The 15,437-nt window shown below is 56.6% G+C and carries 13 protein-coding genes and 2 pseudogenes; 9 read left to right on the forward strand and 6 right to left on the reverse strand.

Features of this window, described 5'->3' with window-relative positions:
* Positions 1-14 precede the first annotated feature (14 nt).
* From H9L05_RS14910 to H9L05_RS23910, 5 genes are all read right to left on the reverse strand, one after another.
* A complete protein-coding gene (locus H9L05_RS14910; protein WP_187731626.1) occupies positions 15-758 on the reverse strand; it encodes a hypothetical protein in 744 nt (247 codons plus the stop codon).
* A gap of 50 nt (positions 759-808) precedes the next feature.
* The gene (locus tag H9L05_RS14915; RefSeq protein WP_187731627.1) at positions 809-1,765 is read right to left on the reverse strand and encodes a hypothetical protein; all 957 of its coding nucleotides are present in this window, start codon (positions 1,763-1,765) and stop codon (positions 809-811) included.
* Positions 1,747-2,178, reverse strand: a complete 432-nt coding sequence (locus H9L05_RS14920; RefSeq protein ID WP_187731628.1) for a hypothetical protein — start codon at positions 2,176-2,178, stop codon at positions 1,747-1,749. The genes H9L05_RS14915 and H9L05_RS14920 overlap by 19 nt, the downstream gene beginning before the upstream one ends.
* Before the next feature lie 210 nt (positions 2,179-2,388).
* Positions 2,389-2,643 (reverse strand): TVP38/TMEM64 family protein, encoded by a 255-nt coding sequence (locus H9L05_RS23905; RefSeq protein WP_223284472.1) that lies wholly within the window; start codon positions 2,641-2,643, stop codon positions 2,389-2,391.
* 22 nt (positions 2,644-2,665) lie between these two features.
* Positions 2,666-3,088 (reverse strand): TVP38/TMEM64 family protein, encoded by a 423-nt coding sequence (locus H9L05_RS23910; protein WP_223284473.1) that lies wholly within the window; start codon positions 3,086-3,088, stop codon positions 2,666-2,668.
* A gap of 231 nt (positions 3,089-3,319) precedes the next feature.
* On the opposite strand from H9L05_RS23910, the gene H9L05_RS14930 reads away from it, so the two are divergent.
* Entirely contained in the window at positions 3,320-5,104 is a 1,785-nt protein-coding gene (locus H9L05_RS14930) for a glycoside hydrolase family 15 protein (RefSeq protein ID WP_187731629.1), read from the forward strand.
* Positions 5,105-5,281: 177 nt separating this feature from the next.
* Here H9L05_RS14930 and H9L05_RS14935 read toward each other — a convergent pair whose 3' ends face one another.
* The gene (locus tag H9L05_RS14935) at positions 5,282-7,264 is read right to left on the reverse strand and encodes a bifunctional alpha,alpha-trehalose-phosphate synthase (UDP-forming)/trehalose-phosphatase (RefSeq protein ID WP_317174978.1); all 1,983 of its coding nucleotides are present in this window, start codon (positions 7,262-7,264) and stop codon (positions 5,282-5,284) included.
* A gap of 178 nt (positions 7,265-7,442) precedes the next feature.
* On the opposite strand from H9L05_RS14935, the gene H9L05_RS14940 reads away from it, so the two are divergent.
* From H9L05_RS14940 to H9L05_RS23920, 8 genes and pseudogenes are all read left to right on the forward strand, one after another.
* Complete coding sequence (locus tag H9L05_RS14940) at positions 7,443-7,586, forward strand: hypothetical protein (protein WP_187731630.1); 144 nt, start codon at positions 7,443-7,445, stop codon at positions 7,584-7,586.
* A gap of 106 nt (positions 7,587-7,692) precedes the next feature.
* On the forward strand, positions 7,693-9,729 hold the full coding sequence (locus H9L05_RS14945) for a substrate-binding domain-containing protein (RefSeq protein ID WP_187731631.1): 2,037 nt from the start codon (positions 7,693-7,695) through the stop codon (positions 9,727-9,729).
* 5 nt (positions 9,730-9,734) lie between these two features.
* Positions 9,735-10,487, forward strand: coding sequence for a response regulator transcription factor (locus tag H9L05_RS14950; protein WP_223284957.1), 753 nt, complete (start codon positions 9,735-9,737; stop codon positions 10,485-10,487).
* 422 nt (positions 10,488-10,909) lie between these two features.
* A pseudogene (locus tag H9L05_RS14955) lies at positions 10,910-12,000 on the forward strand (sugar porter family MFS transporter).
* 261 nt (positions 12,001-12,261) lie between these two features.
* Positions 12,262-12,822 (forward strand): carboxypeptidase-like regulatory domain-containing protein, encoded by a 561-nt coding sequence (locus H9L05_RS23915; protein WP_262892542.1) that lies wholly within the window; start codon positions 12,262-12,264, stop codon positions 12,820-12,822.
* 41 nt (positions 12,823-12,863) lie between these two features.
* Positions 12,864-12,917, forward strand: a pseudogene (locus H9L05_RS26975) (hypothetical protein); the annotation flags it as partial.
* 3 nt (positions 12,918-12,920) lie between these two features.
* Entirely contained in the window at positions 12,921-13,889 is a 969-nt protein-coding gene (locus H9L05_RS25140) for a SusC/RagA family TonB-linked outer membrane protein (protein ID WP_262892543.1), read from the forward strand.
* A complete protein-coding gene (locus tag H9L05_RS23920; RefSeq protein ID WP_223284474.1) occupies positions 13,838-15,418 on the forward strand; it encodes a SusC/RagA family TonB-linked outer membrane protein in 1,581 nt (526 codons plus the stop codon). Before H9L05_RS25140 ends, H9L05_RS23920 begins: the two co-directional genes overlap by 52 nt.
* Positions 15,419-15,437: the final 19 nt, after the last annotated feature.

The following is a 15,437-nucleotide window of genomic DNA, read 5'->3' on the forward strand; positions in this document are numbered from 1 at the left end:
TTGATGCTCAAGACTTACAACCGGATGCCGATACCCGGCCCGAGCAGGAAGAACAACTTGCCGCCGTTGAGCAGATAGCCGCCGCCCAGATACAGCGGAAAAGTAAGCTTGGCGTCGCTGCGCGTGGGGTAAACGGAGCCCAGAATCACGATGCCCAGGTTGCGGGCGCTGTTGGCGTCGGGGTTGAGGTTGAAGGCATTCAGTGCCACGAAGCCCGCACCGACCTTGTAGGGGCGCAGCTTGTTGATTTTGTTGGGGTTGTAGAAGCTGAACTGCGCCAGTGTAGCCAGACTGATACCGTTGAAGGTACCTACGCCCTGCACGTCGCTGTTCACCTGCTTAGTCAGCAAGCCCGCCGGGAAGCTCACGTCGATATCGAACTTTACGCGGCGCTGAAGCACGATGTCGAGCTTCTGCTGGAAGCCGGGCTCCGAGTACTTATCCGTGGCGTGCTTCACCGTAATCTGAATGCGGGCCCAGTCGTCGAGGTCGTAGGTTTTGCGGGTGCTGAGGTGGGTGTTGAGGCTAAGGTTGCCCACCTGGCACTGCTTATCCTGATAAAAAGCCCCCCGGATGGAGTTTTCGCCGGGACAGATCACGACGTTGTCGAGGGTGCGCATCTCAATCAACTCGCCCTTGCTGTTCAGAGTCCGGATCTCGAAGCTCAGGTATTGCTTGCCGTAGAGCTGAGCGTCGGTGTCGATGGCATCGGCGTTGAAGCTAAACACCACGTCGCGGATGGACTTGTCGTAGAGCACGGGGCCGTTGAGGCGGGTGATGGGGCGGGGTGCTTCGCCAAAGGTTACGCTTACAAAGTCGAGCGGGTGGGGCGCTGAAACTCCCGCACATTCAGAACGTGGCTCGTTGGTTGGCCAGCATTGAAAATGGTCAGCCGTTTCTTGTCGATGTTCAAAGGCACCTGCACCCGATACACCACTGCCGTCTCGGAGCGAACGGAAGAATCGGAAGGCACTACCAGCACATCCTCAAAGTGGAAGCGCGCTTTCTGCAACGATTCGCCCTCCAGGCGCACGTCCACAGTTTCGCCGGGATTCACGGTTTGATTGCCTGTCCAGTCGCCACCGCGGTGCCGCACCTGCACGCCTGTAATGCTGGTTTTGGGCGACACGTTGAAGTTGGTGAGGTACTTGGGCTGGTCATTTTCCTTGATGTAGAGGTAGCTATCGGTTTGGCGGTGGGTGTTGTACACGCGCAGCCAGCACAGCACCCGGTCGTTGGAAAGGTAGCTGCGGGTCACCAGCTCAGCAATCAATGGTCCGCCCTGTTCTTCCTGGTCTTCAATGCGATAGGTGCGCTTAAGGTCGAAGCTGCGGCCATTGTCCAGTATAATTTCCACGCCTTGCCGGCGCGACGCTTCATTGAGCGTAATCTCCTTTTTATCGACGCTCAGAAACCGCAAACGGCTGGACTTCACCGTGAAATCCTGACGGAGCGGAGCCAGACTGTAGCTAAGGCGGCGGTTATTTTCGATGAGAAACGGCCGCTCCGTCTGGGGCCGCACCATCAGCGTGCGGTTGCCCGGCACATTGGGCAGCACATGCAGGCGCAAGGTGCCATTCTGCTGACTGAGCCGGTAGTCAATGTCCTGGCCCCGGGTCCAGTCGGTGCTCACACGCACGTTTTTGGGGTTGTTGCTGGTCAGGTCAAACACCTTTTCTTCCCCCACATACAGCTCCGTATCGTTAGGCCGGAAGGCCAGCGTGGTGCGCGTAACGGGCAATGCATTCACCGACTGCGTCTGCAAAATGCCCCCGTGTTTTCAGGATCCTGGGTGAAAGTGAGCCGGAGGAAGCGCGTAGCAGTCAGGTCGCGGAAACGGATTTTGGCCCGATAAAAGGCATTGTCTACGGCCGTGAGCGAGTCGAGGAGCTGAAAGTCGGCGGAGCGCTGGAGGCGGAGCGGGCGCTGGGAGGCAAATTGGGTGGGGTAAACCAGCAGCTCGGCCGTCTCGTCGTCTTGGCGGTAATAGAAATACAGGTGCGGCTCATTCTCGACCGTTACTACCTGACGGCTAAGGTGGTAGCGGGCCGTATCGACGTGCAGCACCACCTCACGCAACAGGGGCGCCTGCGCGAAAGCGGCAGAGCCGGTTCCCAGGAAAGGCAACAGTAAAAACGCGGTGCCGACAATGCGGCCGAAGTCTGGAAGAATGCGCACGGAGCGGTTCAGGTCAGAGAGTGAGCAGCCGGAAGCCAGAAGCGCGAACCACCCAAGCAGTCCACAACAGGACAAAGGTAGAAGGGTAGAAGCGTCTGGCGAAAGCAAAAAACGGTTTTTTCCGCCTTCTCCCGCCTGCATCCGGTAGGATGAATCAGTTCTGGAAAAGCCCCTACAATGACTGTGCTATTTTACCCTCGAAGCGTTGTTTTAAGCTTTTTGCCGGCGCTTGTCCCACCACACATACCAGCCAAACAGCACCAGGCTCACGCCCGATACCCACAGCAACCCGCTTTTGAGGCGGTCATTCTCTTCGCCCAAGTACGCCAGCAGCGCGATGAGTGGTAAAATGCCCCCCGTGGTAGCTATCAGGAACTTTAGGTAGCCCATGCGTGCCAGGCCCGCCACGAAGCTCACAGCATCGTTGGAGATGATGGGGAGATGCGGGCAATAACCACGGCCCATATACCATAGCGCTGTACCTGATCTACCACTTTCTTCTCGTTTTTCTCGCCCAATAAGCCCCCACGAAGTTTGAGCCCAGCACGTGCCCTAGCCCGTAGCCCACCGACGAGGCCACCACTACCCCCACAAAGGACCACATCGAACCCCACCACGGCCCATACGCCAGAATAGCCACTAGAATCAACAGGACCACGTTAATCACTACCAAAAACATCTGGATGATGAAGGCTAATATCAGCCAGATTGGCCCCCACGGACCAAATTGCTGCACCCACTTAGCGATGCGCGGCCGCTCGCCGCTGGTCAGAATATCGAAAGCTTCGCGTATGGCGTTTTGAAATGCCGGCCACAAAAAATAACAGCCCACTAATAAGACGATTGCCCCCGCCGATACATACAAGGGTACATGGTTGGATGCAGGTTGAGCGGAAGCGTTGTCTTTCAAGGCTTTAAAGCTGTTTGTGAGGTGATGGAAATGGCACGCTGAAGATTTATCGCAGATCGCTTAGCACAGTGAAAAATAGATTTTCGGGTGGGTTCAGCATAGCGTAGCTGCCATTACGCAGAACTGCCTGCACGCGGTCGGCGGCAACCTGAGCGGCGCCAATAAGGTACACTACTGCTGAGTGGCGTCTAACATGCCTTTGAGCCGCTTTCATCACCTATTCCCCTCTCCATGACGACAAAGCACACCTACGATATGGGCGTGATTGGCAACTGCGCCTTTCTAGCCTTGGTAAAACAAGACACTTCTATTTCCTGGCTTTGCTGGCCCCGCTTTGATAGCAGCTTCGTGTTTGGCAGCCTGCTCGATACGCGCAAAGGCGGCGAGTTCAGCATCAAGCCGTCCACCGAAGAGTTTAGCTCGCACCAGTTCTACCAGGAAAATACCAACGTACTCTGCACTGAAATCGAGAACGAGGACGGGCGCTACCGGGTCACGGATTTTGCCCCCCGCTTCCCGCAGTACGACCGCTATTACAAGCCCCTGATGCTGATTCGGAAGATAGAGCCGCTATCGGGCACGCCCCGGGTGAAGGTGGTTTGCTCGCCGGTGGGTAACTACGGTGAGCTGCCTCTGAGCCGTCGGCGTAGCTCCAACCATATCGCCTTTCTGGGCTTGGAGGAGGAAATTCGTCTTACCACTAATATTCCCCTGACCTATATCTTGGATGAGGAGTTTTTTGTGCTCAACGAGCCAAAATACTTGGTGCTCACCTATGGAGCACCATTGGAAGCCCCGTTGGAAAGCACCGCCGAGCGGTTTTTGCGCAGCACGGTGCAGTACTGGCAGAAATGGGTGAAAAGTACCAGCATCAGCAGCTTCTATCAGGAGGCCGTTATCCGGTCGGCGCTGGCGCTCAAAATTCACCAGTACGAGGATACGGGGGCTATTATTGCGGCTAGCACCACTAGCTTGCCCGAGGCGCCCGGCAGCACCCGCAACTGGGATTACCGCTTCTGCTGGATGCGTGATACGTACTACATCCTCACGGCCTTCAACAACATTGGTCACTTTGAGGAGATGGAGCAGTATTTCCACTACATCGCCAACATTTCCACGAAGGTTAAAGAAAAGTATCAGCCGCTCTACAGCATTAGCGGCGGCACAGAACTGATTGAGCGTGAGCTGGATCTGGAAGGATACCTCGGCAATAAGCCCGTACGCATTGGCAACGACGCTTACACGCACATTCAGAACGACGTGTATGGGCAGGTGCTAGTGGCCTTGCTGCCGCTCTATGTCGACCGCCGCTTTATCGATGGTGAGCGGACTGACTCGCAAAAGCTGATCTACGACGCGCTGCGCATGATCGACAAAACCATGAATATGCCCGACGCTGGTTTGTGGGAATTCAGAACGCTGGCGCAGTATCACAGCTATACTTACCTCTTCCATTGGGCCGGTGCGCACGCCGCGCGTCACGTAGCCCGCCGCCTAAGAAACCCTGAGATGGAAGCTCTGGCGACGCGCCTCATAGAGGAAGCAAGTCAAAAAATCGAAGAATGCTTTGATACCAAGCGCGGGGTGTACACCAACGCCATCGGCTCGCCCCACCTCGATGCCAGCACTATGCAGCTCATCATGATGGGCTACCTCGACCCAGCCTCAGAAGTTGCCAAAACCCACCTCATAGAGCTGGAAAAGGAGCTGAAAACGCCCGAAGGCCTCTTCTACCGCTACCGCCACGCCGACGACTTCGGCACACCCGAAACCACCTTCCTCATCTGCTCTTTCTGGTACGTGGAAGCTCTGGCCTGCGTAGGCCGCGTAGATGACGCCATTCGCGAGTTCGAGTCACTACTGACGTACACCAACCATCTGGGCTTGCTCTCGGAAGATGTGGATGCGCGCACCGGTTCGCAGTGGGGCAATTTCCCACAGGCTTATAGCCACGTAGGTTTAGTGAATGCAGCTTATCGTATTGCCAAAAAGCTGGACCAGCCGAACTTTGTGTAACACTTACACAAGCCTCTGACTTGTTTAAACTAAAAAAGCCCCCGGAATACATTCGGGGGCTTTTTTGTAATCATATAAAGCTAGGCTACGCCTCTACCAAAGCCCGTAACACGCGCCGTACATCGTGGTGGGTATCAAGGTGGAAGCGGGCCAGGGAGCGGTGGGTGCTGCCTACTTTTACGGTGTAGGCGTGGGAGGGCATAGCACCAAAGGTATCCTCATCGGTACGGTCGTCGCCGATGGCGATGATAAAGTCGGCGGGGTAGCTGGCAAGCCAGCGTGCGGCCCCGCGCCTTTGTTTACGCCGGCGCTTTTTACTTCCACCACCTTATTGCCTTCCATCACTTGCAGGTCGCTGTTGGAGGCCAAAAAGTGCAGATGGCTGGTCAGCTCACGCGCCCGTACTTCGCCAAGCTCTATGTCGGCGCGTCGGTAGTGCCACACCAGCGAGTATTCTTTTTCCTCTACAAAGGAGCCCGCCGTGCGGCTTACATGCAGGTCGAGAATAGGCCGAATTTCGTGCATCCAGTCGTTGGTAAGCGGCCGCAGCATGGTCCACTCTTCGCCCAGCGCCCGCAGCCACACCCCGTGTTCCACAATGAAGTCGAGGGGCAAATGGCCGAGCCATTTCTCCAAGGTAGCCCGGTCGCGGCCACTCACGATAACTACCCGGTTGCGCTTATCGGCGCTCAGCTCGGCTAGCAGCATAAGCAGCTCCTGATCGGGACCAGCCAGTTGGGGGTTGGAGTTGAAACCCGACAGCGTGCCATCATAATCCAGAAATAAAAGCCGCTGGGAGGCATTTTGGTATTCGCTGGTCATGCGCTGCAGCTCATCTGCATTTAGTGTGGTAGTAGCCAAGGTTTCTTGTTTTAACTTGCTGTAGGTGAGGCGGTCCATGAATAGATTTACCCAGTGGTGAATGTTATACTTCTTTACCAGCGCCTGCATGGCGCCCATGCGTTGCCGCTGTTCGTCCTCAGGCATCATCAGCGCCTCGTGCATGGCCTCGGCCAGCTGGTTGGTGTCGGTGGGGTTGATGATGATTGCATCTGATAACTCGCGGGCGGCTCCGGCGCGCTCACTCAGAATAAGGACCCCGGGGTTATCAATCTTGCTGGCTATAAATTCTTTAGCTACCAAATTCATGCCGTCACGCATCGGCGTAACCAGCGCCACTTCGGCCATCCGATACAAAGCCGACAACTCCTCAATAGGAAAGGAGCGGTAGAAATACTGAATCGGATTCCAGGAAATAGTACGGTACATGCTGTTGATGCGGCCTACCAGCTCGTCAATTTCCTCTTTCAGCTCCTTATATTGATCCACCTGGTCGCGGGAGGGCACCACCACCATCAGCAGCGTCGCCCGCTCGCGCCACTCGGGGTAGGTTTGCAGCAACAGCTCGTAGGCCCGCAGCCGCTGGGCAATGCCTTTGGTATAGTCGAGGCGGTCGATGGACAGGATAATGCGCTCGTTGCGGAGCGCGTCGCGGTAGGTTTGCTCGTGCTTGCGGGCCTCCTCCGACTGCGCCACCTCCGCGTATTTGGCCTGATCGATGCCCATCGGGAAGGCGTCAACCAGCACACTGCGCGTGCCCACTTCCACCAGTCCGTTCTGGCTTTGGTAGCCCAGCAACTGCGACACCGAGCTCAGGAAGTGACGCATGTAGCCGTAGGTATGAAAGCCAATCAAATCGGCCCCCAGCATACCTTCCAGCAGTTGGCGCCGCCAGGGCAGCACCCGAATCAGCTCGTAGGAGGGAAATGGAATGTGCAAAAAGAAGCCAATGCTGCTTTTGGGCCGAGCTTTCCGTAGCATCTGCGGCAACAGCAGCAGCTGATAATCGTGCACCCAAATGGTATCATCGGGGCCAGCCAGCTCCAGCACGGCGCGGCAGAATTTCTCATTCACGGCCACGTACGCATCCCAGTGCGATTGGTCGTAGATGGCGTACTGGGCAAAATAATGGAAGGTCGGCCAGAGCGTTTCGTTGCTGAAGCCTTCGTAAAAATCCCGGATTTCACTTTCCGTCAGAAATACGGGTCGCATGCTGTCGGCGCGGAGCTTTTCGCGCACTTCCTGTTCTTCTTCTTCGTCGACAGAGATGCCGGGCCAGCCCACCCAAACGTTATTATCAGCCCGATAAATAGAGCCCAAGCCGGTGGCTAAGCCCCTTCGCTGGGGAAAAAGACAGGCCCTCTTCACTGCGTAATACTTTAGTTGGTAGGCGGTTAGAAACGATAATCGTTCGGGACATAGGGTATTCACTTCGTACACAAATAGGTTTTCTTACGGTAAAAAGAACCGTTTCGGCGAAAGTGTTTGTAATCAAACCGTGAAGCAACGCGCCCAAATCGGGGCGGTAACCAGCGAGAATGCCAAAAAAGCTCCCCAGTCGGCACCTGGCGGCGGACAGTCGGATAGAGAGTTGCAATCAATGGGCTTTCTGCCAATAAAGTGCGTCACGGTGTGCGGCTAGGGGAGAAGTCAGTCGGGAAAGGCGCCGCGCCAGCCGAACAATACCAAATCTTTCCTCAGGTATCTGCATCTTTGATTACTCCACGCCACCCAGCCCACCCGCTCGAATGATTATTAATTTCTCAAAACGATGGAATGAGCGCTTGGCCTCTTGCCTGGGAGGCACGGTGCTTTGGCTGCTCGTATTCGTTTTGCTGAGCGGCTGCGCTGAGCCGGCTCCCGCTGATCGGGTCAAGATTGGGTTCTCGCAGTGTACCAACGGCGACGCGTGGCGGCAGGCCATGCTGGCTGGCATGAAGAAGGAGCTGAGCTTTCACCCCGAAGTGGAGTTCAAAATGAAAGACGCCCACGACAACAGCACCCTCCAGCGCCAGCAGATTCAGGAATTCCTGCAAGAGGATATTGACCTGCTCATCGTGTCGGCCAATGAGGCGGAGCCCATTACGCCCATTGTGGAAGAAGTGTTCAACCGGGGTATTCCGGTCGTAATTCTCGACCGCCGCACCACTTCCAAGCTGTATACGGCGTATGTGGGGGGCAATAATGTGGAAGTAGGCCAGACGGCGGCCAACTACATCAGCACGCTGCTGCGGCAGCGAGGCAACGTGTTGGAAATCAAGGGCGCATCTGGCGCTTCGCCTGCCCTCGACCGCCACAAAGGCTTCGCCGAAACGCTGGCCGCGTACCCCGGCATGCGCTTGGTAGCGCAGATGCACGGCGACTGGAAGCGGCCCTCCGTGATGCAGAACCTTCCTGCCTTACTCAAAGCTCACCCCGAAGTCGATCTGATTTTTGCCCACAACGACCGTATGGCCCTGGGCGCCTACCAGGTGTGTAAGCAGCTGGGCCTCGACCGCCGCATTAAGGTGGTGGGCGTAGATGGTCTGCCCGGTCCGCACGGCGGCATTCAGTTCGTGCAGGATGGCATCCTGGCGGCCACTATTCTCTATTCGCCGGGTGGGGAGGAGGCCATTCGGACGGCCATGAAAATTATCAAAGGGCAGCCGTACGAAAAGGAAAACATGCTCGGCACCATGGTCATCGACTCGACCAACGCGCTGACTATGAAGATGCAGACCGAAAAGCTGACCAGCCAGCAGCAGGATATTCAGCGTCAGCAGCAGCTTCTGCAACAGCAGCGCGATACCTACGCCAGCCAGCGCACCGTACTATATATCCTGCTCGCGGCGCTGCTGGGGGCTGCCATATTAGGCTTGGTGGCGTGGCGGGCTTTTCAGGTAAACCGCCGCCTGATCAAGCGATTAGAAAGGCAAAATGAGGAAATCAGCTCCCAGCGCAACCAGATAGCCGAGTTGGCCGAGCAAGCCCGCATCGAGACGGAAGCCAAGCTCCGCTTCTTTACCAACTTCTCCCATGAGCTGCGCACGCCGCTCACCCTCATTCTGGGCCCGGTAGAAGAAATGCTGACCGCCAGCGCCGATTTATCGGCCGGGCAGCGCCACGACTTAACGCTGGTTCACCGCAACACTCAGCGGTTGCTGCAATTGGTGAATCAGCTCATGGATTTCCGAAAAATCGAGGTCGGAAAAATGCCCGTGCGGGCGTCGGAGGGCAATATTGTGGCCTTCGTGCGCGAGATTATGGACGTATTTGAGAAGTCGGCGAGGCAGCGCGGCATACTGCTTCGTTTTCTGCCCTCTGAGCCGGTTCTTCCCCTGTGGTTTGATGTTAATATTCTGGATAAGGTTTTCTTCAACCTGTTATCCAACGCCCTGAAATTCACCCCCGACCGGGGCCAGATTACGGTCAGCATCCAGCGCGTACCCACCGACAACACCGTGCGCGTGAGTGTAGAGGACACGGGCTGCGGAATCTCGGAGCAAGACCGGGAACACATCTTTGAGTGGTTTTACCAAGGGCACCAGCCGGCCGCCAAAGGCTCGGGTATGGGGCTGGCGTTGGCCATGGGCCTTGTGCGCCTGCACCAAGGGCAACTATCGTTTACCAGCCAGCCGGGGCAAGGCAGCACATTTGTCGTGACACTGCCCCTGGAGTTGCCGGTGGCCCTTCGGAGCGATACGCCCTATTCGGCCCTGCCCGCCAGCTTCGCTCAGGAGGACGAAATGCCCCCAGATCGAAAGAAGAACCAGCGCCCACGCCTATTTCCGCAAGCGAATCCTTGATATTGGTGATTGAGGATAATGAGGATGTGCGCGACTTTGTCGTTCAGAAACTAGCGCCGCACTTCCAGGTGTCATCGGCGGCTGATGGCGATACGGGCTTGCGCCTAGCCGCCGAAACCATCCCTGACCTTATTGTGTGCGATGTAATGTTGCCCGGCCTCACCGGCTTGGAAGTAGTGACGCAACTGCGCGCCGATTGGCGCACCTCTCATATTCCGGTGGTTATGCTCACGGCCCGCAACGCGCCTGAGCAGCAGCTGGAAGGGGTGCAGTCGGGCGCCGACCTATACCTGACCAAGCCTTTCAACCCAACCTTCCTGCTGGAAAGCATCCGGACTTTGCTGGCCAACCGAGCCCACCTGCGCGAGCACTTCCGCCGCGAGTTGTCAGTGGACACCGCCACCGTAGCGCCTCAGCGTGTCGACCAGAAATTCCTGGCTGAACTCACCGCCATCGTGGAGGCCAACCTTACTCGCACCGATCTGAGCGTGGAGGATGTGGCGCGCAGCTTGGGCATCTCGCGGGTGCAGCTCTACCGCAAGGTGAAGGCCCTGCTGGGCACCGGCGTCACCGACTTTATTCAGGGCATCCGCCTGACCAAAGCCCGGCAGATTTTGCTCGATGATAGCCTGACTATTGCCGAAGTAGCCTACCAAACTGGCTTCTCTTCACCCTCCTATTTCTCCACCGCCTTCAAAGCCAAGTACCAGATTTCGCCTTCCGAGTTCAAGGCCTTGCACGTGACGCCCCAAAGCTGAATCAAATTCGAAAGTCAGGTATCATGAGCGAAACTTTAGCTTTAAAAATGAAGCGGGTTCAATAGTTAAATGGTTGATTATAACACCTTTAAGTATTACGTAAACGTTGTATCAAAAATGGAAGACTTTGGAATAATAGAGCACGCTTAGGCAGCCTCCACGACCGAATTTTGAAGAAAAAAAAACGGTCGTGAAAAACAGCAAAGTATTCTTCTGGTCCATTGTCATTGCCCTGGGGGCTTTTTGTTTGGCTTTGATACGGCCGTTATATCCGGCGCGGAAAAAGCGATTCAGCAGCTCTGGCAACTCACCGCTTTCGAGCACGGGTTCACCATATCTATTGCGCTTATAGGTACGGTGCTCGGCGCCTTGCTGGGGGCATTCCTTCCGATAGGCTAGGTCGCCGCAAGACGCTGATTTGGATTGCGGTCCTCTATTTCATCTCGGCTTTGGGCGCGGCATTGGCGCCGAGTTGGGTGCCTTTTCTAATCTTCCGCTTCCTCGGTGGGCTGGGCGTGGGGGCCTCCTCCGTCACGGCGCCGCTCTACATTTCTGAGATTTCGCCGGCCGCCTCGCGGGGTCGCATGGTGGCGCTGTTTCAGTTCAACATCGTCTTCGGAATCCTGATTGCTTATCTCTCCAATTACCTGCTGGCCGGCAGCGGCGACGCGGCCTGGCGCTGGATGCTTGGCGTACAGGTGTTCCCGGCCGCCGCGTTTTTACTTCTGCTCTTCCGCGTGCCCGAAAGCCCCCGTTGGCTGATCACCAAGAAGGGGCGGGTAGAAGAAGGCCGCGAGATTCTGCGCATCATCAACCCCACCTCATTTGACAGCGACGTCACGGCGATCCTGACCTCACAGGCGCAGGAAGGCGCGGGCGGCGAGTCGCTCTTTACCCGCAAGCACATGAGCCCGGTGATGCTGGCAGTGCTGTTCGCCGTCTTCAACCAAGTGTCTGGCATCAACGCCATCCTGTATTATGCCCCCCGCATCTTTGAAATGACGGGTTTGGGCACCAACTCGGCGCTGCTTTCGTCGGCGGGCCTGGGGCTGATCAACTTCGCCTTTACGCTGCTGGCCATGAACTTCATCGACCGTTTTGGCCGGCGTAAACTCATGCTCATTGGCTCGTTCGGCCTGATTGTCACGCTCGGTTTGGTAGCCCGTTCCTTCTACACCGAGCAGTTTACGGGCTTCACGGTACCTATCCTCCTGTTCGTGTACATCGCCTTTTTCGCCTTCTCGCAGGGGCTGTTATCTGGGTGTTTATCTCCGAAATCTTCCCCAACAGTGTGCGCGCCAAAGGGCAAGCGCTCGGTAGCTCCACACACTGGATTATGGCGACCATCATCGCCTTCACCTTCCCTTATTTCGCCGAGCACCTAGGCGGGGGCCACACCTTCCTGTTTTTCTGCCTGATGATGGTGCTGCAATTAATCTTCGTGTGGCGCTTCATGCCCGAAACCAAAGGCACGAGCCTGGAGCAAGTCGAAAAGATCTTGGTGATCCACTAAGAGTCTATTCAAAGACATAAAAAGCCCCCCACAAGAACGTCATGCAGAGCGGCGCGAAGCATCTCGCGTGCTGACGAGAGGTTAGTAATCTTACTAAACACGCGAGATGTTTCGCGCCGCTCTGCATGACCATCTGATTGGATTGTGGCAATGACCGCCTGATTTAAAAGCGTCTTTCCGAAAACGATTACAGCTCCTTAGCAGACTTTTTTGCCCCCCAGAGCTGACCAACCTATACTCCCTCCACTTTACACAACACCCATGAAAAAGATTGTACTCATGCGCCGCCGGACACTCTTGCCCACGGCGCTGGCTGCTCTGCTACTTGCGGCTCCAAGCTTGGTAGTAGCGCACACCCGGATAGAACGAATCAGCGCGTACCAAGCTGATATACAAGTGACTGGTCAAGTTGTGGACGACAAGGGTGCCGGAATACCCGGCGTAACGGTGCTAGTGAAAGGCACTACCAACGGCACCTCTACCGACCCCGATGGCCGCTTCAGCCTCACCGTGCCCGACAATGCCGTGCTGACCTTTTCTTCTATCGGGTTTTTGTCGCAGGAAATTGTACTCGGTGGCCGCACCAGTATCAATGTGACGATGTCTGTCGATACTAAGACCCTGGACGAAGTAGTGGTGACAGGCTACCAAACCCAGCGCAAAGCCGACCTAACCGGTGCCGTGTCGGTAGTTAAAACGGAGGAAATCAAGGATATGGCCTCCAATGATGTAACCCGCAACCTGCAAGGCCGGGTGCCGGGCGTGAACATCACCACCGACGGCGCGCCGGGCAGCTCTGCTACCGTGCGTATTCGGGCATAGGCACGCTGGGCAACAACGACCCACTCTACGTCATCGACGGCATCCCGACGCGGGAAGGCATCAACCAGATCAACCAGAACGATATCGAGTCGATTCAGGTGCTGAAAGACGCTTCCGCCGCCAGCATCTATGGCTCTCGGGCCAGTAACGGCGTCATTATCATCACAACCAAAAAGGCCAAGCAGGGCGCCACGCGGGTAGACTTTTCGACCTTCTTTACGCTCCAGACGCCGGGCCCGCACATTCAGATGCTCAACACCCAGGACTATGGCCGGGTGTACTGGCAAGCGGCCACTAACGACGGCGCCGTACCCAGCCGCCCTTTCTACACCTTCCAAACGCGCACCGGCACCGATGGACGGCCCGTGCTCGACCAGGTGCTGGTGCCTGAGTTCATCGACAAGGAGCAAACCATGCGCGCTGCCGACACCGACTGGTTTAAAGAAACTGAGCAGAATGCCCTGATTCAGAGCTACAACCTGAGTGTGAGCAGCGGCGGCGAGCGGGGTGGGGCGTTGTTTTCGCTGAACTACTACGATAATAGCGGCACCCTAAAACACACCGATTTCAACCGCTACACGGCCCGCCTCAACTCCGACTATAACTTCCTGGGGGGCAAATTAAAGATTGGCGAAAACCTGACCGTCGTGAAGTCGCAGCGGGCGGAGTTCGATCTGAACCTAGTGCGCGACCGGACCACTCAGCTGCCGTCTATTGTGCCTGTGCGGACGGTGGATGGAATAGGCTGGGGCGGCCCCGTGGAAGGTATGAGCGACCGTGATAACCCGTTGCGCCTGCTCTCTGATAACCGCCAGAACCGCTCCAACACGGGTCGGGCCTTCGGTAACGTGTTTGCCGACGCCGAGCTGCTGCCGGGCCTGCACCTGCGTACCAGCTTCGGCATCGATTACAGCATGTACAAGTTCCGCCAGATTTATAAAACCTATAAGGCGGGTTTCCTCTCCGAAGCGAACAATCGGGTAACCGACAACCAGCGTTTTTATGGTAACTGGGTGTGGCAGAATACGTTGAACTACGACATGACGCTGGGGGCAAACATCAGCTGAACTTCGTGGCCGGTACCGAGCGCATCAGCTACTACGATGAGAGCAGCTACGCCTCCCGTACCAATTTCGCCAGCGAAGACCCCACCTACGCCTACCTCGATGCGGGCGCCGCCAACAAAGACAACGGTGGCTCCGGCACTGCCTACAAACTGGCTTCGTACTTCAGCAAATTCAACTACTCGCTGGCCGACAAGTACTTGGCCTCCGTTACAATTCGCCGCGATGGTTCCTCCCGCTTCGGCGAAGACAACCGGTTCGGGGTATTTCCGGCCGCGTCGGTGGGCTGGCGCTTGAGCGAAGAGAACTTCGTGAAAAACACCGCGCCGTTCTTTTCCGACCTGAAGCTGCGCGCCGGCTGGGGCCAAACTGGCAACCAGGACATCGCCAACTTTGCCTCCCGCGGCCTTTACCAATCGTTGCTGGGCACCCTTGATCCCAACTTTGAGTACGACCGCGGCACCGCTTACGACATCTTCGGCAACGACACTAATTTGCCCTCCGGCTACCGCCGCGTACAGCAGGCCAATCCTGACCTGAAGTGGGAAACCACGACCCAAACCAACCTCGGTGTTGACTTCGGCTTGCTGGATAACCGCCTCACGGGCTCGGTCGATTACTTCATCAAGAAAAGCGAAGACATCCTCGTGAATCTGCCTTACCTAGCCGTAGTGGGCGAGGGTGGCGACAAGTTTGTGAACGGTGCTTCTATCGAAAACAAGGGCTGGGAATTTCTGGTAGGTTATCAGAACGAATTGGCTAACGGCCTGACTTACAGCGTTACGGGCAACCTGTCTACGTACCGCAACAAGCTCACCTTCCTGCCCGACGAGGTAATCAACGCCTACGGCGGCAACGGCCAAGACGTAACTCGCTTGGGCCACTCCATCAACGCGGTGTACGGCTACGTGGCCGACGGCTTGTACCAGAATGCCACCGAAGTGAGCGAAGGCCCCACACAAGTAGGCGCCGCTCCCGGTCGTATCCGCTACAAAGACCTGAATGGCGACGGCAAAGTCGACAACTTCGACCAGACCTGGATTACCGAAGGCGTGCCGGATTTCAACTACGGTCTCAACCTAGGCGCTGGCTACAAAGGCTTCGACGTGCAAGTGTTCCTGCAAGGGGTACAGGGCCTGGAGGCTTACAACAACGCCAAATTCCGGACTGACTTCGCGTCTATTGCCTCGGGTGAGAACTGGGGTGAGCGGCTGCTCGACGCTTGGTCGCCGACCAACACGGGCTCTTCCATTCCGGCCCTTACCCTGCAAAACTCCAACAACGAAGGCCGCGCTTCGACCTACTTCATCGAAAACGCTTCTTACCTGAAGCTGCGCAACATTCAGCTGGGTTACTCGCTGCCCGCCACCTTGGTAAGCAAAATCAAGCTGCAAGGAGTGCGCGTGTATGTGCAGAGCCAGAACCTGTTCACCGTCAAGAGCAAGGAGTACACTGGCCCAGACCCCGAGGTGACCAACTACCAGTACCCGGTTCCCCGCATTTTCACCACCGGCCTCAACGTTTCCTTCTAATCATCCGCCAGCCTACCTA

Source organism: Hymenobacter qilianensis, from assembly GCF_014489555.1.
GTDB lineage: Bacteria > Bacteroidota > Bacteroidia > Cytophagales > Hymenobacteraceae > Hymenobacter > Hymenobacter qilianensis.